Source organism: Aliivibrio sp. S4MY1 (assembly GCF_028765545.1).
In the GTDB taxonomy this organism is placed as follows: Bacteria; Pseudomonadota; Gammaproteobacteria; order Enterobacterales; family Vibrionaceae; genus Aliivibrio.
In genome coordinates this window covers 221446-242042 of record NZ_JARACP010000007.1, presented here as the reverse complement: position 1 = coordinate 242042, position 20597 = coordinate 221446, and the positions used below count along the sequence as shown (strand labels likewise).

Sequence of the window (20597 nt, the reverse complement as noted above, 5' to 3'; positions counted from 1 at the left end):
GATTAGCACCGCTTTGTTCATTTATATTAATATAACTTGTTCGCTGTAAATAACTATGATTAGATACGATTATTCTAGTTACTATGATTTATTGAGGTTAAGGGATGGCTGGGCAACGACATATACAAGCATCAGTTACTTTTGAGACGTTGCCTTCAGATATTTATTTGTTGTTTGATGCTTTTCGTTCAAATACCGAAACTCGTTCTCATTCTCACTCATGGGGGCAATTACAGATCATTAGTGGTGGTATTTTAGAACTGAAAGCAGAAGGGCAGCGCTTTCTTGCTCCATCTCATTTTGCCATTTGGGTTCCAGCAGGAGTAAAACATCAAAGCTATAATCGAAAGCCCATTGCTTATTGCTCTGTAAATATTACTCCAGAGTTAGCTAAAAGACTTCCTGAGCATACTTGTTTACTAGAAGTGAGTGCGTTAGTTGAGGCATTAATTGAAGAGCTACGAGAGCATAAAATCCAAAAGCCAGAAAATGAACAGCAAGATAGATTAATTAAGGTACTGTTTGACCAACTATTAATTGCTAAACAAAGTGAACGCTTTTTACCTACCTCTACGGATAAATTATTAAAACCAATTCTTGAAACGCTTGAAGCGAACCCCTCAGATGAAACATCGTTAGCTGAGTGGGCTGCAAAAAATCATACGACAGAGAGGACGTTATCCCGACATTGCCAAAGTGAGTTAGGGATGAGTTTTACGGAATGGAGATTAAGGATCCGATACCTTTATTCTTTAGAGTTACTAAGAAATAAAATGTCGATTAAAGAAGTCGCGTTTAGCTTAGGCTATAATCAAACTAGCCCGTTTATTACCATGTTTAAGCGTTATTCTGATTGCACACCAGAGCAATATAAACTGAAACATTCAATTTGAGGTGCGTTATCGCTCATCATTTTTTACCGCAAACTTAAAAGCGAAATAAACAATGATAATCATACTTAATGGGATGATTGCAGCTACGTATTCAAGCCAGTTAGCATCAGAAAAAAGGCTACTGAGGATAAAGTGACCTATAATAGAGAGAAACGCACAGAACAGAGCAATAGGGATAAGTTTGAGTTCTGATGACATGGAAACTCTTCAGTAATAAAATAATTAAAGGAATATTAACATTGAATGACACACTTGTAATTGAACCAACGCAAATGACAGAAAGAGAAATGATAGATTATCTTCTTGCTAAACCTTGTAGTGAAGACTCTTACCCATTTGGTCCAGATGCACAAGTCTTTAAAGTTTTTGGTAAAATGTTTGCTCTAATTGGTTACCGTAATGAAAAACTAACTATTACGCTTAAAGCCTCCCCAGAGAATGTTACTTTTTTAAGTGAAGAGTTTGAATGTATTGAGCGGGGGTACCATATGAACAAGAAACATTGGATTACAATCGCAGTCAATAATGAAGTGTCTATTGGAATGTTAGAAGACTGGATTGATTGCTCTTATGACCTTATTACGTCTAAATTAACAAAAATACAGAAAATGATGGTGTAAAAAGCTCTGTAACTAAAATATATCGACGTTGGCTGAATATAATAATAATTTTCTAAATAGAACTGATTGATAAACATACAAATGTTATGTTTAAATACAACTATTTTTTTAGTGCAATATCAGTTTTTGTGTTAACAGGTGTATTTCAGATAGAGAGCAGAAATGAAGGTTAAACTATTTTTAGCTAAAAAATCTACAACTATAATGTTACTAAGTTTTTGTATTTTTGTCATTATCTGGGTGGTTGAAGATTTACATATAAAGCAAAATAGGTATTTAAAGAACCAAGTTAATAGTAAGTCTAAAGCTGAGTTGGCTACAGTAAGAGCGACTTTGGAAAGTTTTATTTATTCTGATATTTATTATGCTAATAGCTTATCTACATTACTTACGGTTAACCCGCACTCTACGATTAAACAGTGGGATCTGATTGCAGCAGAACTGTATCGAGATTCGTTGAATATTAGGCATTTGGCAATCGCCCCTGATGATATAGTCAAATATGTTTACCCTTTAAAAGGGAACGTTAAAGCGTTAGGTCTTGATTTTAGAAGCATACAGAATCAATGGCTAACGGTACAAAAAGCACGTCATTTAGAGACTATTTTTATTGCAGGTCCTGTTGATTTAATTCAAGGTGGAAGTGCTTTTGTTGCCCGAATGCCAGTATTTACTGATCCTCCTTATAATCAGGATTATTGGGGCTCAATTAGTATTGTCCTTGATATCGATGGTTTATTTTATGAGTCTGGAATTTTTGACTTAAAAACTAAATATCATTTCGCAATGCGAGGAAGAGACAGTAAAGGGGCTGAAGGCGATGTATTTTTTGGCAACCCTAAGATATTTGGCAATCCTATCATTACTGAGACAGTGACGCTTCCCTACGGTAGTTGGCAAATGGCCATTAAAGAAAAAAAACTGAGTGAGGTAAATCCTTGGTATCAAATTAATATTATTCGTCTAGTGGGTTATACCTTTTCTATCTTAATGTTACTGTCTATTACGATTATTTTTAGATTGTATGTTATAGCAACCAATCGTTCTCTTGAAGATGAACTGACTCAGTTACCTAATCGTCGCTATTTCATGTATACACTGAATTCTTTATTCTCGAAATCAAAAAGGAAAAAAACGCCTTTTGCATTACTAAATTTAGATTTAGAAAAATTTAAAAATATTAATGATATGCACGGTCATGCTGCGGGTGATGAAGTACTAAGAGAGGTAGCAAGAAGAGTGTCTAAAGCGTTAAGAAGTAATGACGTCGTTGCTCGTATTGGTGGTGATGAGTATCTTGTCCTTTTACCAAGAATCCACGAAAAGAAAGATATTTATTTTATTATAAATAAAATAAAGTTGGCGATAAGTGATGAGCCGATAACGTATAAAGATACTTTTATTTACGTGAAGGTAACGATTGGTTATAGCTGTTTTGACCCAGAAATGGGTTCAGTTGATGACTTGCTACATAAAGCAGATCGCAGTATGTACTTTAATAAACGGCATTAGTTATTAAGTTTTTATAGGTGACATAAGCAAGGCCACATTAGTTAATGTGACCTTTACTTTTTATATTTTTATTAAATATTAAAGCAACACGCTAATTGATAATCATCCCCATTTTTTGCGGTGTATTCTTTGTCTTCTCTATGTGCTTTATGATTTGATTTTTCATCACGCTTCAGTAGGCTAATCCAATGACGCATGGCTGCTAGACCAAAGTCTTGAGTAAAGGTCGTACAAGTTTCAATCTCAATATCTTCAATAGTTACCAAAGTGTGTTTTCCCGGTTCATGATGACCAAAAATGATCTCTACATGGCTACCACTATTGTCTTTTAAAAGAATGGTATCAGGTGATGAGCGATGGCCAGTAAAAGCAACAAATTTTCCTGGGTTACGTAACCCACTGCATCCACCATCTTTAAAGAAAACCACTAAGTGATGGTAATCTAGCAGATAATTAGTTACGTCTTTATGTGAGCCTTTAGTTAAAGGGAATAGTTGATCAAGTAGAGACTTAATTTGATTCTGCTTTTCTTCTCGTTTAGTGGTATCCATTGTTTCTACGGCATAGACAGCTTCAGCCATAAACGGAGTTTCTTGTTGTGCGTTATTTGTGTTGTTTATATTTGTGATAGCCATAGTCTTGCCCTCAATTTATCATCCTTAAAGTTAAGTAAGTCACACTGGTCAGAGTTGTTTGCTTACTTGTATTGAAGCTTAGCGTAGTTTTGGTTACAATTTCACAACAAAAAATTAACAGTGTGAATTTTACAAGATGCGTCAGTCAAAAAGTATTATTAGACAAAGTCATTTTCTTGGAACAAAAATTCGAAATCTGAGAAAACGCAATCACTTAACGATGGAAGATCTCTCTACTCGCTGTATTCGAGTTGATCCTGAGAATTCACCGTCAGTGTCTTATCTTTCTATGATAGAGAGAGGAAAGCGGGTTCCCAGCGCTGATATGTTGGAAGTTATCGCTACGGTGTTTCAAAAAGAATCCTCATGGTTCTTAGATAGCGAACCAGAAGCACAAGCCATTACACCAGATAAGGGACGTAGAGGTGGGATCAGTGGTATGGCACTTGAACCGAGTTTTCTGTTTTCTAATGATATTTTACAAATTGCGATCCCTGAGATGCTGAACCAAACAGGAATTACTGGTCGCCAATTTGCACACCTTCTTATTCGAGCCCATCAAGAAAACAATCAAAACCACTTTCCTGATTTAGAACGTGCCGCTGAAGAAGTAGGACAAAAACAATTACCATTGAGTGTTGAACAGATGATGGATTTGGCTGCGCATCATGGCTTAATTCTTAAGTGGGTGCAAGATACGCCAAAGTCTGTTGTCGATGAGTTTGGTGTTAACGGTAAAGAGTTACTAACTTCCTTTTTTGAGCCACCTTGCACCGTCTATCTGAATGAAATTTTAAAGAATCATCCGACTCGATTGAAATACGATTTAGCGGTATACATTGGTCATTGTGTTTTACATAACAAAGAAGGGCTGAAGAGTTCTTTGTCTGTGGGTAGCCATCGAGTGTTTGATGATGAAATACACCACACTGACAGTTCATTAAACGCGCAAGATATTTTACATGCATGGCGCGATTTTGAGTCTAGCTTTTTTGCGGGCGCTTTGTTGTGCCCAAGAGTTCCCTTTAGGCAGTTATTAGACCGTTATGGCTATGAGATTGATGCTCATCGTTTAGCAGGAGTTTCTCCTTCTGTGGCGATGAGACGAATGACCGTGGTCTCTCCGTATCCTCATTGGCATTATTTTGATGCGTACGCTCCTGGGAAATTGAAAGCGGTTTATCGTGGAAATGGCATTCCCTTACCTTGGGGAAATATGAAACAAGTAAATGATCCTTGTCATCACTGGGCGGTATTTCGCCGATTATCTGAGCCAAAAGAAGGGAGTTCGGCACAAATATCTATTCTTAATGTAAATAACGAACCTCGTATCTATTGTTGTGAATCGGTCAATATGACTGACCCAGCAGGTAATAATCGTGTGTTATGCGCTGGTATTGACTTGAACCCGGCAATTGAGGCTCAGGGAAAAGACGCGGTGTCATTAGCTCGTGATCTACAAAAAGCGTGTGTGAAGAATGGCGGTGAAAGCCCTATAGCCAAGAGTATTAAAAGAGAGTTGATCAGCGTTGCTAAGATATTAAATATTAATTGGATTGAACGTGGGTTGGAAACCGATGCAAGAGTGATTTGTTCTCGTGGAGCTGTGTGTCCAAGAAAGCCAAGTTGTTACTCTGAATGCAAAGAATAAGGATTGTTTAATTGCAAAATAAAATGCCCTAGTCAGTGAGAATAGGGCATTTTTATGTGTAGATATTCGATCTATTGACCCATTTGGTTATTCATCAAGATCATCAGCATAACCTTTTGGTGGTGGTGTCCATGCACGCTCTGATTGGTTGTGTTTATCAGAACGATCTTTACTCATGGCATGTTTAATTGTGCTTTCAAGTTCAATAAACAATTTTCGATAGTTATTATCAAATCTCTCGCCTTCTGAATCATCTAACCATGCTTGATACAGTTTATCAGAGCTTTGATTTTCGACTTTCTTATAGGCCAATTTTTGTTGTTCTACATGGAATGGGTGCTGGCCAAGTTCACGCATTGCTTCTGCTCCCATCTCAAGTGCAGAGCGAGTCGTTTCAGATTCAATGAAATCAGCACCTGCACAACGAAGCATATAAGAATGGCCTCTATCGTAAGCGCGAGCGAGCACTTTTACTTTTGGGTAAGTGTGCTTAACGTATTTTACCAATTCGACACTGCTTTCTTGGTTATCGATAGCAACGACCAACATTGCAGCATGTTCAATTCCGGCGGTATGTAGTAGGTCAGGACGAGTCGCATCACCAAAGTAACTTTTTGTATTCACTTGGCGTAGTGAATCAACCTGATCGGCTTGGTGATCAAGTACAACGGTTTTTACATGGTTTGATACTAAGAAGCGATTGACTACTTGGCCAAATCGGCCTCCACCAGCAATAATTACCGTGCCTTTTTCATCAATGTTATCCGACTCTCTATCATTCGATTTCTGTTCGAAGCGAGGTAATATCACTTTATCAAAAAGAATGAATAACCCCGGAGTAAAGAACATAGAAAGAGCAACCACTAATGATAATGGCTGTGCGACTTCTGGTGGTAATACATGGTTTTGAACCGTAAAACTTAATAATACAAATCCAAATTCACCGGCTTGAGCCAAACTTAATGTAAATAACCAACGATTACTGTTTTTGATCTTAAAGGTTAAGGCCAATACATATAGAACAGCGGCTTTTAGTGCCATTACACCAATGGTTAAACCGATAATGGTAAAGAAGTCATCAAACAGAATACCGAAGTCAATCCCTGCACCAACGGTAATGAAAAACAGGCCGAGCAACAGCCCTTTGAATGGGTCAATATTCGATTCGAGTTCGTGTCTAAATTCGGAGTTAGCTAATACTACACCCGCTAAGAAAGTCCCAAGTGCTGGTGACAGTCCCACTAAGCTCATAAGAGCTGCAATTCCAATCACAAGCATTAAAGCCGTTGCCGTAAATATTTCACGCAGTCCAGAGCTTGCCACAAAGCGAAACAGTGGACGGCTAAGATAATGACCACCAACCACTACAAGCGCAATAGATGCGGTAATCACTAAGCCATAAGCCCAGCCTGGTAGCCCTGCGACGAGGCTGATCTCATCATGATGCTCTGCTGCGGTTGCTGCTGCTAATTGTGCTTTTTCAATTAGTTCAGGCAATGCCAATAATGGAATAAAAGCCAACATTGGAATGACGGCAATATCTTGAAATAACAATACAGAGAAGGCATTTTGACCGCCTTCTGTTTTCGCAAGGCCTTTTTCATTGAAGGTCTGCAATACAATAGCGGTTGATGAGAGTGCAAAGATTAAACCGATAGTGAGGGCTATAGTCCAAGGTTGACCAAAGAACAGAGCAATACTCATTACAATAGCGGTAGTACCACCGACTTGTAGGCCACCTAATCCCATTAAGCGATTACGCATTCCCCATAGCATTTTTGGTTCGAGTTCAAGACCAACTAAAAAGAGCATCATAACAACGCCGAATTCAGCAAAATGTTGAATTGTTGTGGTTTCTTCACCAACTAAGCCAATGATTGGGCCAATAACCACACCTGCAATTAGATAACCAAGAACAGAACCAAGGCCAAGACGTTTAGCGATAGGAACGGCAATCACAGCAGCAAAGAGATAGATAAAAGCTTGTAAAAAATATCCCGTCATAATGCGTTAATCCTTAATAAATTTGTCGAATGAGTGGTTTAGTTTAGGTAACGTTTTTGCCACTGAAATATCCACGCGATCATCAATTAACGCAGAGAGTAAATTTTTAAATCGCTCAGTATGTCTTTCTACACGCTCATCCTCTAATGCAGTTCGAGCACCAAAAAGCACTAATGGCGCGATGTATTCCATGCTTGTTAAAGAAGCCATTTGCTCAAGAGGGTGTAGAAGTTCACGAATAGTAAATTGGTTATAACCATTGGTTTGATAAGCTTCTTCTTTACCACCAGCGGTAATGGCAGATAGAAAAATTTTGCCTTCTAATGATTTTCCTTCGGTACCGTAAGCAAACCCATACTCAAGCACCATATCTTGCCATTCTTTTAAAATAGCCGGTGTAGAATACCAGTACAGCGGAAATTGAAAAATCACCACATCGTGCTCAAGTAGGCGTTGCTGCTCTTTATCAATATCAATATTAAATTTTGGATAGTCATGATACAAATCAACCACCGTGACATGTTCGATTTTCTTTGCTGCTTTAATCAGTGATACATTCACTTCTGAGCGATGTTGAGAAGGATGAGCAAATAAGATCAATACTTTCTTTGGTTGCTTTGTCATAAAACCTCTTTGTTTTTACTAAGTTTATAAAGTAAATCCTACATACCTTATAATCATAACAATAAAATAGGGTTAATGTGTATGTGGGACGGATGAAAGATTTATGATCGCAATTCCGATACTTATAAATTCAATGCTTAATTAGACTTATCAAGAGAGTTTGAGGAGGGAGATAATAAGCTCCTTGAAGATAGGAGCTTATTTAAAGTATAGAATTAGAAGAAATTAATTGAACGGCGACCGCTTTCTGGATCAACCGTTGTTGGAGTTTCTGGTTTTTGCTTCTTCTTCTTTTCTTTTTTCTCTTTTTTAGGTTTAGGCTCTGTATATTCAGGCTCTACCGGAATAAATTGAGGTTTTTCTTTAACTTCAGGTAATTCACCCACTGGAGTATCACAGATAACAACGTAATATTCGTCATTGAACTCAATAACATCGCCATCGTACATTTTACGACGCTTACGTTGTTCCAATTCGCCATTAACTCCTACATAGCCTTCACCAATCACGTGTTTGGCTTCACCACCGCCACTAACGACATTAGCTATTTTTAATACTTTATAGAGTTCGATAGGTTGAACATTTACTTCAACGCCAATCGCTTCTACTTCAAATTCTTCTTGATCTGACATGTGGTTCTCTTAGGATTACGAATTATGGCTATTGTAACTGAGAGAAAGGCATCGTCCTAGCGCCTTTCTTTGTCATTCAAGTGAAAGTATTAATCGACCACTTCGATGTCAGTTTTAGGTACAGAGCAACAGGCTAAAATCATTCCTGCATCTTTTAATTTTTGGTTAAGAGCAGGGGAATCTTCTTGCTCAACATCACCAGACTCTAGAGTGACTCGACAAGCACCACATAAACCAGAACGACAGCTGTTATTTATATTAAGTCCAGCGGCTTCCGCTTGGTTCAACAACGGGTCTTGTGTATTACCTTTAAACAGAGTTCCATTTAAGCTAATGGTGATTTCGTCTGATTTAGTGTCTTCTGTTACGTTGATTGGATCTACTGTGATTTGTTGAGTTACAGCAATAGAGGCTGAATCTGCATAGTATTCTTTCTCTTTGGTTTCTAATACTTCGATCTTATCACCGACGTTAATCATCCCTTCATTTTTAGCAATGAGGTTTTGACCAAAATACACATTACCAGACGTATCAGCACGGAACGTTGAGAAGGTTTTTAATGGTTCTTTATTTGGGTGATACTGAGCCGTATTTGGATTTACTGTCGTTAAAATGCAGCGTTGGCAAGGTTTAACTACTTCAAACTCAACTTCCCCAATACGAATACGTTTCCAAGAATCTTCAATAAAGGCTTCGTTACCTGAAACGACTAAGTTAGTACGAAATTGAGCCATAGTATGATGGCTGCTGCTGCGTTTATTTAGTTCAACAAGTGAAGCTTCACTGATCACCAATAATGGATAACCATCGGCAAAGCTCACATTGGTTTGAATTTTTTCGCGCACACGATTGGATTGCTCACCAGAGAACAATAATTGTGCATTCGTGCCTAAAATAGAAGTGAACCATTGATTGGCTTCTTCTGTGGTGGAGAAGGCCGTAAAGCTATCGCTCCAAACCGTCGTATTAACTTCTTTCATTTCCAGGTCATTAAAAGTGACATGTAAGTCAATGAGGCCAGGATAACAAAGGATTAACCCATCAGGTTCAATAATGGCTTTAATTTTTACCATTTGTGGATGAGTGCGAGCGGTAATCATTTTTCCATCTAATGATGCAACCATGAATCGGCGATCGCATTGTAAGCCTTGCTTTTCAACTTGAGCAGTAGATAGCGAAATCCCTGCGATTGATTTTACAGGGAATACATTGATGTTTGATAAATTTGGCGTTGAATTAATTTGGCTCACGATAGCATCCATTCTTTGTTCAGTGATTTACGTAAAGTGTATCAAAGTCTATTTTATTTTACTGTCTATTATCTATTCATTATGACTCTGAAAGATCATATGAACTAAAGGTGACAGTAGTAATGAAATCTTTCTCCGTTTTTTGTATATCAAATTCCCAAGCCATTCGCTCACAGATGCGTTCAACAATAACTAAGCCGCAGCCATAACCTGCATTGTAGGTGTCGTTACCATCATGGCAGTTGATAATACATAGTTTATTGTTGCCTAGGCTTATCTGTATATCGCCTACACTGTAGCTGAAGGCGTTCTTTATTAAGTTATTAATCACAACCGTAATAAAGCTACTTGGAGCAAGACATACTTCACCTTTAACTATACTTAACTGAGCGCCCATTTCTTGTTTGGCAAATAGGGGTTCTAAATGGTTAAGTTGTGTCTGTAAGATCTCTTCTACTTGATAATGATGAAAATGATGCGCTTCTATTTCTTGTTTACCTAATAGCAAAAAGGTTTCAGTAAGCAGAGTCATCTCTTCACTTGCTTGATGTAATCGATTAATTGCTTTGAGTGCGACACGAGGTTGGTCTGGCACCTTTGCAAGTAAATCGGCAGATCCTTGAATGATCATGATAGGAGTGCGTAATTCATGAGAAGCAAAGCGGCTGAATTCTTTCTCACGAGTGAAAAACAGGGCAATATGATGCTTACTTTTTAATAAGGAACGTTCAATATCTTGGGTTTCTTGGTATTTAGTGTCAATAGTAAAGTCTGGGTGCTCTGGCGACATTAAATCTACTTTGTGTTGAATATGACGTAGAGGCGTTGAAATACTACGAACAAAATAGATCCCGTATAAAACCATTAAAATAGTCGTAATAATGCCTAAACCAACAGTAATGTAATGTAAATTAGCTTCGTATTTATCTAAGTAATCATCAGCATCATCTTGGAAGAGAATATAGAGCAAGCCATCACCAGATGGGTGGTCGATGACAATAAAGTGTTTATCCTCTGTTCCTAGCAGCTGTTCATATAACCCCGTTTTTTTGTAGTTGTTAAGCCAAAGTGGATGTTCTCTTTCACTCCAATACGTAGAAAACTCTTCTTCATTAGGCAGTGGGGTATCTCTACCTAATTGAGCGTATTTTCGGGTGTATTGGCTGGCTTCTGTATCTAACCAGTGGTGTAGACTAATGATTTCTAATTGATCTTCTGCAATATAAATAACTGCCCAGAAAAGTCCAAACATTAGAAAGGTTAGAATGGCAAATGTCCAACGGATTTTTTTAAAAAAGCTCGGCTGCTGCGAGTGATTATTTAAGTCGGTAACCTTTTCCATGAATGGTCTCTAGTCGTGGGGTATCAAAGCCTTTGTCTACGGCGTTTCGAATGGTATATAAATGACTTCTTAATGCATCACTTGATGGAGATTCTTCTCCCCAAACGTGCTCTACAAGTTCAGTCTTACTGACAATATCAGGCGCTTTTTTCATTAATAATGCAATAATTTTTAGCTGAATTGGCGCTAATTTAATGAGTTTTTCTTGGCGATATAGAGTGCCTGCTTTGACGTCCATTTCCATATCTTCAAACGTCAATTTACCAATATCAGTACGTCGACCGCGATTGGATAAAGCAAGTAAACGCATATGTAATTCTTCCATCGCGAATGGTTTTACAAGGTAATCATCACCACCGACTTCAAAGGCGTGAATTTTATCTTCTAAGGTATCTTTTGCGGTTAAGAAAAGAATAGGGGTACTGCAGGCGTGATCGTTACGTAATGTTTCAACTGTGCTGATCCCATCTAATTTTGGCATCATGATATCCATAACGATAACATCGAAGCTTCCTTTTTTTAATATTTCTATCGCGGCGACACCATGGTAAGCGCAATCAATATCGATACCGACCAGTTCTAGGTAGTCAGCGATTGTTTCTGCAACATGATGGTTATCTTCAACAATTAGTACTTTCATTTTTCTTCTTCACGAATCCTTCACACGTATCTCATTATAGTACTCCTATAAAGTACATAATTTATAATAATTAGGTTAAAAAATGAAAAAAGTCGCTGTTTTATTATTAGGAACTGTAATGTTATCTGGCTGTGGGTCGGATGATTCGGGTGATAGTCGTGCTTCACGCTCATACATTGGTGCAATTGAGTCGGTTGATCAAAGCAATGATTCGATGATAGTTAACTCGATGCCATTAAGTTTAGCGAGTGCTAATATTGAGTTAAATGGACATTATGTTAATTCAACAGAGCTTGATGTAGGTATGCAAGTCGACATTGAATATGACGATGGTGTGGCTTATGAAGTAGATATTGATCCTGAAATTGTGGGTATGGTAACCGATGTAACACCGACGACAATTACGGTTAATGGACAAGTACTCAATACGAAAAAAGACTTTACTGGCAATGCCCTTGAAGGAAAAAGAGCGATGTTGTTTGGCTATGTTGATCAACATGAACATTGGCAGATCAATGCAGCTTATGAAGTTGGCTCAATCCCAGTACTGGATTTATATGAAGGTCGAATTACATCTGTTCCAACATTTGGTTCTTTTAACATAGGGACACTGTCTGTTAATTATTCAAACAACAATATTGATTCTGAGGATCGCCATGAATTAAAACAAGGCGCTTGGGTTGAAATTGAAGGTAGATATGATAGTGCTAACAATTTTTCAGCTTATGAAGTTGATGTTGAAGATGGTTTAGATTTAGCAAATGCCGAAATAGAAGGTTATGTAACCGCTATTAATACTAATAAAACATCAATGACATTAAATGGTAAAACAGTTGTCGCTATTACTGAAAATACTCGCTTTGAAGATGGCATTAAATCTGATCTAGCAATAGGCAGAAAAGTCGATGTTGATTTGATTAATAACGCAGGTCAATTACAAGCATCTGAAATCGAATTTGATTAATTTGTAGATTATTAAAAACCATTGCCTTTTATAAGCCAGTGGTTTTTTGTTTTTATGTACTATCTAAAAAATAAGCCATGACAATCGATAAATTAGGATTAATATCTAATATTAGATGTAGTGAAATGGCAAAATAAGGAAACAAAATGGCAGGGTTAAGTTTATTAACACTATTAGATGATATTGCATCAGTACTTGATGATGTTGCTCTGATGTCGAAAGTGGCAGCAAAGAAAACGGCGGGGGTATTGGGTGATGATTTAGCGCTCAACGCACAACAAGTGTCTGGTGTTAGAGCTGAGCGAGAGATCCCGGTGGTATGGGGCGTTGCTAAAGGGTCATTTAAGAATAAGTTAATTTTGGTTCCTGCAGCTTTGCTAATTAGCTCGATTGCCCCTTGGTTGATTACTCCATTATTATTGATTGGTGGTTTATTCCTTTGCTTTGAAGGCGCTGAGAAAATTCATGAGAAATTCTTTCATCATCATGATGCTCAAAAAGCACATGAAAAAGAAGAACAAACGTCGCCAGAAGATATTGAAGACTACGAGAAGAAGAAAATAAAAGGCGCGATCAGAACTGATTTTATTTTGTCTGCCGAGATTATTGTTATTGCTTTGGGTACGGTACAAGGACATCCGTTTTTAACTCAAGTGTTAGTGATGAGTTTAATTGCTATTTTAATGACGATCGGTGTTTATGGCTTGGTGGCTGGCATTGTAAAAATGGACGACTTAGGCTTTTATCTTCAACGTAAAAGTGAAGGAAAAGGCGTGATGAGCTCTATTGGGAATAGCTTAGTTGCAATGGCACCAAAGTTAATGAAGTTCTTAACTGTCGTCGGCACCATCGCTATGTTCTTAGTAGGTGGTGGTATTGTGGTACACAGTCTTCCATTTGTTCACCATGCGTTAGAAAGCGTAGTTAGTTTACTTCCTACTATTCCTTATGTTTCCGTGACATTTCCAACCGTTGGAAATGGGGTGGTAGGGCTAGTAAGTGGTTTTATTCTTCTTGCTGTGATGAGTCTGTACCATAAGTTTAGAGCGTAATACCAAACAGCCGATGTGTTATACATCGGCTGTTTAGATCTTACTATACTTTGTAATTAGTGTTTATGAGTGTTGTCATATAACTCAGCATCTACCTCTTCACCTTTTTCAGGGCGAGGGACAATTTCAAAGCTTTCATCTGCATGAGTTAGTGAACTTGTCAGTTTTTGTAGTACTGATTTATCGCCTTTTATCCCTGCTTTTTCATTTTCAATCAGTTCTACTAATGTGGTTTTCCCTAGTAAAATTTGCGAGATATCGGCATGGTTAATGAATAGTGTCGCATCGGCTTTCATTGCTTTATCTACTAAAATATTGTTTAAGTTACCGTTAGACATTTCCACAAAGTATGTTTCTTTGTTATCAGGCAGAACCAAATTTAATGTAAATGGTTTGTGTTGAGCCTTTACTGAATCCACTTGTACTGCCAGGTAATCTAATAAGTTTTCAACCGTCATGTTTGCAAGAACATCTGGAGATGCAGTTTTTGGTGCACCAGGCAGTGTGCCAACACGCAGCTCTTGAGCACCTGTTAGGTAAATATTTCTCCAACCAGCTCCTTCTGATTGATAACCTAGTTGCTCGTACGTGTCTGCTAGTAATTCACGAGCATCCTTGTTTTTTGGTTCAACTTGGATAACTTTATTCAAAACAGTGGCAACAAAGCGATATTCGCCTTTTTCAAAGTCAGTCTCTGCCTTCTCTAGAATTAATTTACTGCCACCCATGTATTCTACAAACTTTGCCGATTCAGGTTTCACTGGTAGTGGGTTTAAGTTTGCAGGGTTCATGTCAAAGTAGCCTAAGTACATATTGTAAACGGCACGAGCATTATGAGAATAGGTTCCATGGTAACCATTGGTGTGCCACGTTTTTTGGATGCTTTCTGGCATTACTGTGTAAATTTCATCACCCATGTCTTGTAAAACAACACCGTTATTCGCTAGACGTAGAGTTTGGTTATGCGTAAAACCGTAGGCATCACGCTGCATCTTTAAGAAATCAGAGATCTCTTCTGTTCCCCATACAGGTGCAGAATGTGAAGCAAACAGAACATCGGTTTCTTCTCCCCATGTCACTAGCATTTCATTAATTTTTTTAGACCATTTTAGTCCATCACGTACTTTTGCCCCACGAAGCGTATAAAGGTTATGCATGCCTTGGTAGGTTAATTCTGCTGACCATAACGCTTTCATACTTGGAATGTAGGTAATCATCTCTGATGCCGCTTCTGTACCTGAAGCATCCATAAATTGCATTTCTAACCCATCAATAACTAAGGTTTCAATTTCTTCGTTATGGTTGAGTTCGTAATCTGGCAGTACGTAAGTAATCGCGCCTTTTGATAAGCCTTTAGCTAACGCAGCATCAACTATGCCATGCTCATGACGATTCAGTGTCGCACCGTATTGATAAGCGGTACGGCGAGACATCGCGTTACCTGCTAATACGTTTTCATCAACAATTTCTTTGGTTATGTGTTTTGAACCATACACTTTCACATCAGGAAAGGCTTCTTTAATGGCTGCTGAGCCACCGAAATGATCGGCATGTGAGTGAGAGTAGATCATGGCAACAACAGGTAAGTTACCACCTTCTGGTACATTCTCTTGGAAGAATTTTAATGATTGGCTTGCTGATTCTCGTGTTAATAATACGTCATAAGCGATCCAACCACTATCACTTCGGATAAAAGAGATTGAAGCTAAATCAGTGCCACGAACTTGGTATATTTTACCTGGAATTACTTCGTATAAACCTTCCGCAGCTTGGTTTAAAACGGCTTGACGCCATAGCGATGGGTTTACTGAATCAGGTGCATTATCAGCGTTAGCTACAGATGGGTCGATAAAGTCAAAGCTATTACGGATAATGTCACCAGTTTTTTTATCGAATGAAGCAATGAGACCTTTGTTATTATTTTCAAAAGCACGAGTATCAGAAAAGTTTAATGTTTTAGCAAAGGCTGCATTGTTTTCTATTGTTGTTTTGGTTGCTAGTTTACCGCCTTGTTTACCAATTTCACTAAAGTGTTCATGGTTGTGCTCTGCTGCGATTGAACCTAAAGATATTGATGAGATAACAACAGCTAAAATCGTTTTTTTCATAAATCCACCTGTGTAAGTAAATTAGAACGGAATAATAAAATAATGTGAGGAATTAATGCTTTGCCTCAGTGTTGGAATCTATATTAGTGATCTCTATATATTTTAAAAATAGAGAAATCTGTATACTTGATATTTACAATATAAATGTATTAAGTGGTTTAATTGCAGGAACTAGAAGGGGTAGAAAATGCCAAAGCAAAAAGATTTCGATATGAATTTATTACGAGTTTTTGTTTCTGTATGTCAAACGGGTTCATTCACTAAAGCGGCAGAAGAGCTTGATTTAACGCAGTCGTCGGTGAGTAATGCTATTCGTCGTCTAAAAACCTCTCTAGGTCGTGAATTATTTGTACGTTCAGGTCGTGGCATAGAGATGACAAATTATGGTGCGAGTTTGTTTAAACAAGTTGAGTCTTCGATTATGGTTTTAACAAATGTCGGTGATGAAGGTGAGGCATTTGATCCTAAGACATCGAAGCGAGCATTTTCTATTTACGCGTTAGAGTCAGTATTACCTCGGTTGCAGATACGATTAAAAGCATTGCTCAAAGAGAGTGGTATTACGGTGACGCTAAGAGAGTTACCGAGTAATGAAGAAGAGATTATTGATGCCTTGATGCTAGAGAAAGTAGATTTGGCATTGGATGTGATGAAACCAAGACAGTCGTCATTGAGAAGCATGGTGGTATCAGAAGATGAAATATGTTGTATCGCACGGTGTGGTCACCCAAGAATATCAGGAATTATTACTCGGGAGCGATTCTTTGAAGAAGATCATGCATTTTTAAACATTCGTCGCTTTAAGCAAACAATAACAGATTACTTAGCTGAAGAGGCCTTGCCGAACCGTAAAATGGGCAGTGAGCATACCTCCATGATGGGAATGATGGCGTGTGTTGCTCAATCGGATGTTATTGGTATTAATTCAGTTCGTTTGATTTCTCAGTATAAAGAGAGCTTTGGCTTGCAATTATTGGATGTCCCTTTTCCTGTACGAGCAACAAAAATCCATATGATTTGGACTACGAAATTTGAAAAAAACAAAGCGAATCAATGGCTGCGACAACTAATCATCACAGCCGAACAGGGTTAATAAATTAAGGTACAAGCCAGGCTGTTTTCTTGGATTTAGAAAGTAACCAACTTAATCCAAGGGCACCAGCACCACTGAGTATGACCCAAGCAGGGATAACCCACATCGGGTTATGTCCTTCGTACCACTCGTAATTTTTCATTGGCCATAAGAATAATGGGTGAAGTAAGTAAATACCTAAACTGTAGGTACTAATAAATCCAACAATTTTACGTGATTTATCTGAAAGTGATTCACCATAATAGCGACAAACAAAAAACAGCATTCCAGCGGCTGCAACGGTATTTATGGTCTTATAAGATAACCACCTACCTACCGTATATTCTCCTAATAGAACACTTTGGCTTATCACCATATAAACGGTTGTTACGAGTGCTGTTACACCAATAATGAGTGCGATTATGGTGTTCGTTTTAGTTAATGAAACTCGTTGGTATAGAGCATAGCCTAACAGCAAGTAACCACTATACAGCCAGATCTCTGTGCTCCAGAACCCTTCAAATTTAACAAGAAAGAAACAGGTAGTAAGTAACCACACGCCAATAAGTGAAAAGAGTGCGGTATTATCCATTTTTTGAACCATCACTCGAAAAAACGGGATAACGATATACAGCGGAAGAAAATAATAAAAGAAGCCTAGATGGTAATAAGTGTATTCAAAAGGCAGAACGATAAGAATTTTTTTTGCTGCTTCAAAGTCATAACCTTGCGCAGTTAATCCTGAAAATAACGCATAAAAAACTGACCAGAAAATAAAAGGAACAAAAACCTTACCAAGCCGTTTTTTTACATAATATGAGGCGTCAAATTCTCTTTTGTCACTGAGCATTAATGCGCCGGTGATCATAATAAAAACAGGAACAGCCCAGCGACTTAAACTATTCACAGAAACCGCCGTTGCCCACTCATCAAAAGGGATGGCATTTAACTCATGTCGATAGGGAGCTAATACGTGAATCGCCACTACTGCAACTGCGGCAATGCATCTTAGTAAATCAAAAAAGAAAACTCTTCCCATCGTATTCCCTACTATTTATTTTGATTAGCTTAGTTGCATTCTAAATATCGCGATAACGTGTTTTATTTATGTAAGGACATTAAAATCATGTTAACTGCAACGAAAAGTGTTGCTGAAGATGAAAAAATAGCAAACATGCGCTAAAATTAAATAACCTATTGGTATATTATTAGCATATATTATCCGTGTATCAAGGAATAAAGATGAAACTAGCTCTTGGTTTGGTATTGCCATTATCATTCTGCTCTTTTGCCCTACAAGCAGAAGATATTAATGTTTCACCATATATTGTCGGAGGAAACTCTGCAAATGTGGCTGATTATCCATTCATGGCTTCACTAATGTTTGAATATGATAGCCGACCGGGAACAATATATCCATTTTGTGGTGGTTCAGTATTAGATAGCACTCATATTTTAACTGCAGCACATTGTGTTTATGATGTGGCCTCTTACCGTATTGGGAATATGAAAGTTGCCATAGAAGCGAATGATGGTCAAGGCATGTTGGCTGCACAAAGAGTCGCAGTTAAAAAGATTTATTATCCACGTGACTATAATCACTCAACGTTACTTAATGATGTAGCTGTGCTTGAGTTATCTCAACCTTTACCGACATATACATCATCACACGCTGCTATATTAGGTGACTCGACAGCTGAAGGGCAGGAATATAGATCAACCCCAGTGAAAAACTTTAACATTATTGGCTATGGTCGATTAAATTCAAGTACAGCAAACAGCCAAGTTGACTTTAGGGAAGCGACGGTGACATACGTTACTCCTGATGTATGTAATATATGGACTAATTTGACCACATCAAATAAACAAGTTTGTGCAACAGGAAGCTCTTTTGATGTCAGTGATTTAGTTACAGCAACGTGCCAAGGGGATTCCGGTGGCCCACTGATTTGGGATAATAAAGGTGTAAAAACTCAAATAGGTATTGTTAGTTTCGGTCCGAGTGTTTGTGGTGATGGAACACTAAATGCACAATCAGTTTTTACTGATGTTAGCCAATATTCAGATTGGATACGCAAAGCACAAAATGGTGAAATAGTACCTACAAGAACCGCGATAGATTTAAGTGGTGGCTCTGGTGGCGCATTTACTTTTGGTAGTTTGTTTGGGTTGCTTCTGTTGAGCGTCTACCGTAAAAAATTACTTTGATAGTATCGGAAAATAATTAAAAAGGACAACTTATTATGAAGTGTCCTTTTTTGTATAGAAAAAGTAGATTAAACGTACTGTAATATTAAACTATTCCATGCTTTTTTCTGCTGCTCAAATTGTAGTTTGATCTGCTTATGCTGCACACGAAGTAATGCTAATTCATATTGTTTTGATAATGCATTCTTTTTGTTTTCAAGCAGTTTCTTTTTAGAATCATAATACTCAGACATACGTTCAATCAGCGCATCATACTCTGCTTCTAAATGTTCTTTAACGACATGATAATTATGGAGAGATGCAATTTTATCTTCCGCTTTCTTACGTAACATAAGGGCTTTAGCTTTCTCTATTTTTGCTTGCGGACTTACTCGAAGTTTGTCTGTTAAGCCAAACCATGAACAGCTTTTGATGAACCACTTTGTCGGATCATACTGCCACCAGTAAATACCATTTCGGTAATCGTTCTCAAAAATATGATGATAGTTATGATACCCCTCACCAAACGTAAATACAGCTAAAATGCCATTATCACGCGCGGTGTTTTTTTCAGTATAAGGCTGGGAACCCCAGATATGAGCAAGTGAGTTGATAAAGAAAGTGGTGTGGTGGCTCAATACCAAGCGCACAGCACCAATCACAAGTAGCATGCCGATAATGTCTCCGTAAATTACGCCAAGTAATACAGGAATTCCTATATTCATTAATAGGGCAAGTGGTACGTAATGATTATGTTGCCACATCACGATATTATCTTTTTGTAGGTCACGACAATTTGCATAATCATTGTAAGTTGCAGGTTGGTAATGACGTAGCATCCAGCCTATATGAGAGAACCAAAACCCACGTTTGGCGGAATAAGGATCTTTGTCGTTATTGTCAACATGGCGATGATGAACACGATGGTCAGAAGACCAATGCAGAGCACTATTTTGTAGTGCAAATGCACCACCTAAAGCAAAAATAAAACGCAGGACAGGGTGGGCATTGTAGGCTTTATGCGACCATAAACGGTGATAACCTGCTGTGATAGATAGATTACAAAAACTGAAAGCGATTAATAGCCAGATCCAATGTTCACTACTTAGTCCATTGTAATAGGCATAAAGTGGGGTCGCGATTAAAGCGAGTAATAAACTTGATGTAAATATAAATACATTTAACCAAATAATAGGTGGTTTTGATCCTTGATGCATAATAAATATTCCATTTAAGCGTACAGTTGTGCGCTAGAGTAGATTGTGTGGATATTTTAGTCAAGAAAAGGCAGTGATGAATATGTAACAAATGTGATGAACAGAAAATATGAAGTAACTAGCATGGTGTAAAAAGAGCACTTTCTATCAGAGAAAAATAGTATAATTTGAGGTTGTAGGCATTCTAAGATTGG

General features: G+C 37.9%; 19 protein-coding genes. 8 read left to right on the top strand and 11 right to left on the bottom strand.

The window, feature by feature from the left end; all coding sequences use genetic code 11:
• Window positions 1–104 precede the first annotated feature (104 nt).
• Complete coding sequence (locus PVK71_RS10220; protein ID WP_274418119.1) at window positions 105–893, top strand: AraC family transcriptional regulator; 789 nt, start codon at window positions 105–107, stop codon at window positions 891–893.
• 6 nt (window positions 894–899) lie between these two features.
• On the opposite strand, the gene PVK71_RS10215 is transcribed toward PVK71_RS10220, so the two are convergent.
• Window positions 900–1091 carry a hypothetical protein gene (locus PVK71_RS10215; RefSeq protein ID WP_274418121.1) on the bottom strand — a complete coding sequence of 64 codons (192 nt, stop codon included), beginning with the start codon at window positions 1089–1091 and terminating at the stop codon, window positions 900–902.
• Between the two features lie 41 nt (window positions 1092–1132).
• Between PVK71_RS10215 and PVK71_RS10210 the strand changes: the two genes are divergently transcribed.
• A complete protein-coding gene (locus PVK71_RS10210) occupies window positions 1133–1513 on the top strand; it encodes an MmcQ/YjbR family DNA-binding protein (protein WP_274418122.1) in 381 nt (126 codons plus the stop codon).
• A 162-nt stretch (window positions 1514–1675) separates the two neighbouring features.
• Window positions 1676–3025: a diguanylate cyclase gene (locus PVK71_RS10205; RefSeq protein ID WP_274418123.1), complete on the top strand. Its 1350-nt coding sequence runs from the start codon at window positions 1676–1678 to the stop codon at window positions 3023–3025.
• A 71-nt stretch (window positions 3026–3096) separates the two neighbouring features.
• Here PVK71_RS10205 and PVK71_RS10200 read toward each other — a convergent pair whose 3' ends face one another.
• Window positions 3097–3660 carry a hypothetical protein gene (locus PVK71_RS10200; RefSeq protein ID WP_274418124.1) on the bottom strand — a complete coding sequence of 188 codons (564 nt, stop codon included), beginning with the start codon at window positions 3658–3660 and terminating at the stop codon, window positions 3097–3099.
• A 136-nt stretch (window positions 3661–3796) separates the two neighbouring features.
• Here PVK71_RS10200 and PVK71_RS10195 point away from each other — a divergent pair, with 136 nt between their 5' ends.
• A complete protein-coding gene (locus tag PVK71_RS10195; protein WP_274418125.1) occupies window positions 3797–5311 on the top strand; it encodes a DUF3612 domain-containing protein in 1515 nt (504 codons plus the stop codon).
• An 87-nt stretch (window positions 5312–5398) separates the two neighbouring features.
• Here the strand turns inward: PVK71_RS10195 and PVK71_RS10190 are convergent, their stop codons facing one another.
• The 6 genes from PVK71_RS10190 to PVK71_RS10165 all read right to left on the bottom strand — a co-directional run bounded on the left by PVK71_RS10190 (window position 5399) and on the right by PVK71_RS10165 (window position 11803).
• Complete coding sequence (locus PVK71_RS10190) at window positions 5399–7315, bottom strand: monovalent cation:proton antiporter-2 (CPA2) family protein (protein WP_274418126.1); 1917 nt, start codon at window positions 7313–7315, stop codon at window positions 5399–5401.
• Window positions 7316–7321: 6 nt separating this feature from the next.
• On the bottom strand, window positions 7322–7939 hold the full coding sequence (locus PVK71_RS10185) for an NAD(P)H-dependent oxidoreductase (protein ID WP_274418127.1): 618 nt from the start codon (window positions 7937–7939) through the stop codon (window positions 7322–7324).
• 215 nt (window positions 7940–8154) lie between these two features.
• On the bottom strand, window positions 8155–8571 hold the full coding sequence (locus PVK71_RS10180) for an RNA-binding S4 domain-containing protein (protein ID WP_274418128.1): 417 nt from the start codon (window positions 8569–8571) through the stop codon (window positions 8155–8157).
• An 89-nt stretch (window positions 8572–8660) separates the two neighbouring features.
• Window positions 8661–9833, bottom strand: coding sequence for a YcbX family protein (locus PVK71_RS10175; RefSeq protein WP_274418129.1), 1173 nt, complete (start codon window positions 9831–9833; stop codon window positions 8661–8663).
• 67 nt (window positions 9834–9900) lie between these two features.
• A complete protein-coding gene (locus PVK71_RS10170; RefSeq protein WP_274418130.1) occupies window positions 9901–11163 on the bottom strand; it encodes a sensor histidine kinase in 1263 nt (420 codons plus the stop codon).
• Window positions 11138–11803 carry a response regulator transcription factor gene (locus PVK71_RS10165; RefSeq protein ID WP_274418131.1) on the bottom strand — a complete coding sequence of 222 codons (666 nt, stop codon included), beginning with the start codon at window positions 11801–11803 and terminating at the stop codon, window positions 11138–11140. Before PVK71_RS10165 ends, PVK71_RS10170 begins: the two co-directional genes overlap by 26 nt.
• 82 nt (window positions 11804–11885) lie before the next feature.
• Here PVK71_RS10165 and PVK71_RS10160 point away from each other — a divergent pair, with 82 nt between their 5' ends.
• Window positions 11886–12767, top strand: a complete 882-nt coding sequence (locus PVK71_RS10160; RefSeq protein ID WP_274418132.1) for a DUF5666 domain-containing protein — start codon at window positions 11886–11888, stop codon at window positions 12765–12767.
• Window positions 12768–12913: 146 nt separating this feature from the next.
• The gene (locus tag PVK71_RS10155; RefSeq protein WP_274418133.1) at window positions 12914–13819 is read left to right on the top strand and encodes a DUF808 domain-containing protein; all 906 of its coding nucleotides are present in this window, start codon (window positions 12914–12916) and stop codon (window positions 13817–13819) included.
• A gap of 56 nt (window positions 13820–13875) precedes the next feature.
• Here the strand turns inward: PVK71_RS10155 and PVK71_RS10150 are convergent, their stop codons facing one another.
• The gene (locus PVK71_RS10150) at window positions 13876–15927 is read right to left on the bottom strand and encodes an alkyl/aryl-sulfatase (protein WP_274418135.1); all 2052 of its coding nucleotides are present in this window, start codon (window positions 15925–15927) and stop codon (window positions 13876–13878) included.
• Window positions 15928–16114: 187 nt separating this feature from the next.
• Here PVK71_RS10150 and PVK71_RS10145 point away from each other — a divergent pair, with 187 nt between their 5' ends.
• Window positions 16115–17020: a LysR family transcriptional regulator gene (locus tag PVK71_RS10145; protein ID WP_274418136.1), complete on the top strand. Its 906-nt coding sequence runs from the start codon at window positions 16115–16117 to the stop codon at window positions 17018–17020.
• Between the two features lie 4 nt (window positions 17021–17024).
• On the opposite strand, the gene PVK71_RS10140 is transcribed toward PVK71_RS10145, so the two are convergent.
• Window positions 17025–18038: an acyltransferase gene (locus PVK71_RS10140; RefSeq protein WP_274418137.1), complete on the bottom strand. Its 1014-nt coding sequence runs from the start codon at window positions 18036–18038 to the stop codon at window positions 17025–17027.
• A 203-nt stretch (window positions 18039–18241) separates the two neighbouring features.
• Here PVK71_RS10140 and PVK71_RS10135 point away from each other — a divergent pair, with 203 nt between their 5' ends.
• Window positions 18242–19207 carry a S1 family peptidase gene (locus PVK71_RS10135; protein WP_274418138.1) on the top strand — a complete coding sequence of 322 codons (966 nt, stop codon included), beginning with the start codon at window positions 18242–18244 and terminating at the stop codon, window positions 19205–19207.
• A gap of 68 nt (window positions 19208–19275) precedes the next feature.
• Here the strand turns inward: PVK71_RS10135 and PVK71_RS10130 are convergent, their stop codons facing one another.
• A complete protein-coding gene (locus PVK71_RS10130) occupies window positions 19276–20403 on the bottom strand; it encodes an acyl-CoA desaturase (protein ID WP_274418139.1) in 1128 nt (375 codons plus the stop codon).
• Window positions 20404–20597: the final 194 nt, after the last annotated feature.

Excerpts from the sequence above, each read along its gene's own strand:
- PVK71_RS10200 (WP_274418124.1), bottom strand. The coding sequence starts at position 3,660 with ATGGCTATCACAAATATAAACAACACAAATAACGCACAACAAGAAACT.
- PVK71_RS10150 (WP_274418135.1), bottom strand. The coding sequence starts at position 15,927 with ATGAAAAAAACGATTTTAGCTGTTGTTATCTCATCAATATCTTTAGGT.
- PVK71_RS10215 (WP_274418121.1), bottom strand. The coding sequence starts at position 1,091 with ATGTCATCAGAACTCAAACTTATCCCTATTGCTCTGTTCTGTGCGTTT.
- PVK71_RS10170 (WP_274418130.1), bottom strand. The coding sequence starts at position 11,163 with ATGGAAAAGGTTACCGACTTAAATAATCACTCGCAGCAGCCGAGCTTT.
- PVK71_RS10165 (WP_274418131.1), bottom strand. The coding sequence starts at position 11,803 with ATGAAAGTACTAATTGTTGAAGATAACCATCATGTTGCAGAAACAATC.
- PVK71_RS10155 (WP_274418133.1), top strand. The coding sequence starts at position 12,914 with ATGGCAGGGTTAAGTTTATTAACACTATTAGATGATATTGCATCAGTA.
- PVK71_RS10185 (WP_274418127.1), bottom strand. The coding sequence starts at position 7,939 with ATGACAAAGCAACCAAAGAAAGTATTGATCTTATTTGCTCATCCTTCT.
- PVK71_RS10195 (WP_274418125.1), top strand. The coding sequence starts at position 3,797 with ATGCGTCAGTCAAAAAGTATTATTAGACAAAGTCATTTTCTTGGAACA.
- PVK71_RS10190 (WP_274418126.1), bottom strand. The coding sequence starts at position 7,315 with ATGACGGGATATTTTTTACAAGCTTTTATCTATCTCTTTGCTGCTGTG.
- PVK71_RS10130 (WP_274418139.1), bottom strand. The coding sequence starts at position 20,403 with ATGCATCAAGGATCAAAACCACCTATTATTTGGTTAAATGTATTTATA.
- PVK71_RS10220 (WP_274418119.1), top strand. The coding sequence starts at position 105 with ATGGCTGGGCAACGACATATACAAGCATCAGTTACTTTTGAGACGTTG.
- PVK71_RS10135 (WP_274418138.1), top strand. The coding sequence starts at position 18,242 with ATGAAACTAGCTCTTGGTTTGGTATTGCCATTATCATTCTGCTCTTTT.
- PVK71_RS10205 (WP_274418123.1), top strand. The coding sequence starts at position 1,676 with ATGAAGGTTAAACTATTTTTAGCTAAAAAATCTACAACTATAATGTTA.
- PVK71_RS10175 (WP_274418129.1), bottom strand. The coding sequence starts at position 9,833 with ATGGATGCTATCGTGAGCCAAATTAATTCAACGCCAAATTTATCAAAC.
- PVK71_RS10140 (WP_274418137.1), bottom strand. The coding sequence starts at position 18,038 with ATGGGAAGAGTTTTCTTTTTTGATTTACTAAGATGCATTGCCGCAGTT.
- PVK71_RS10180 (WP_274418128.1), bottom strand. The coding sequence starts at position 8,571 with ATGTCAGATCAAGAAGAATTTGAAGTAGAAGCGATTGGCGTTGAAGTA.
- PVK71_RS10145 (WP_274418136.1), top strand. The coding sequence starts at position 16,115 with ATGCCAAAGCAAAAAGATTTCGATATGAATTTATTACGAGTTTTTGTT.
- PVK71_RS10160 (WP_274418132.1), top strand. The coding sequence starts at position 11,886 with ATGAAAAAAGTCGCTGTTTTATTATTAGGAACTGTAATGTTATCTGGC.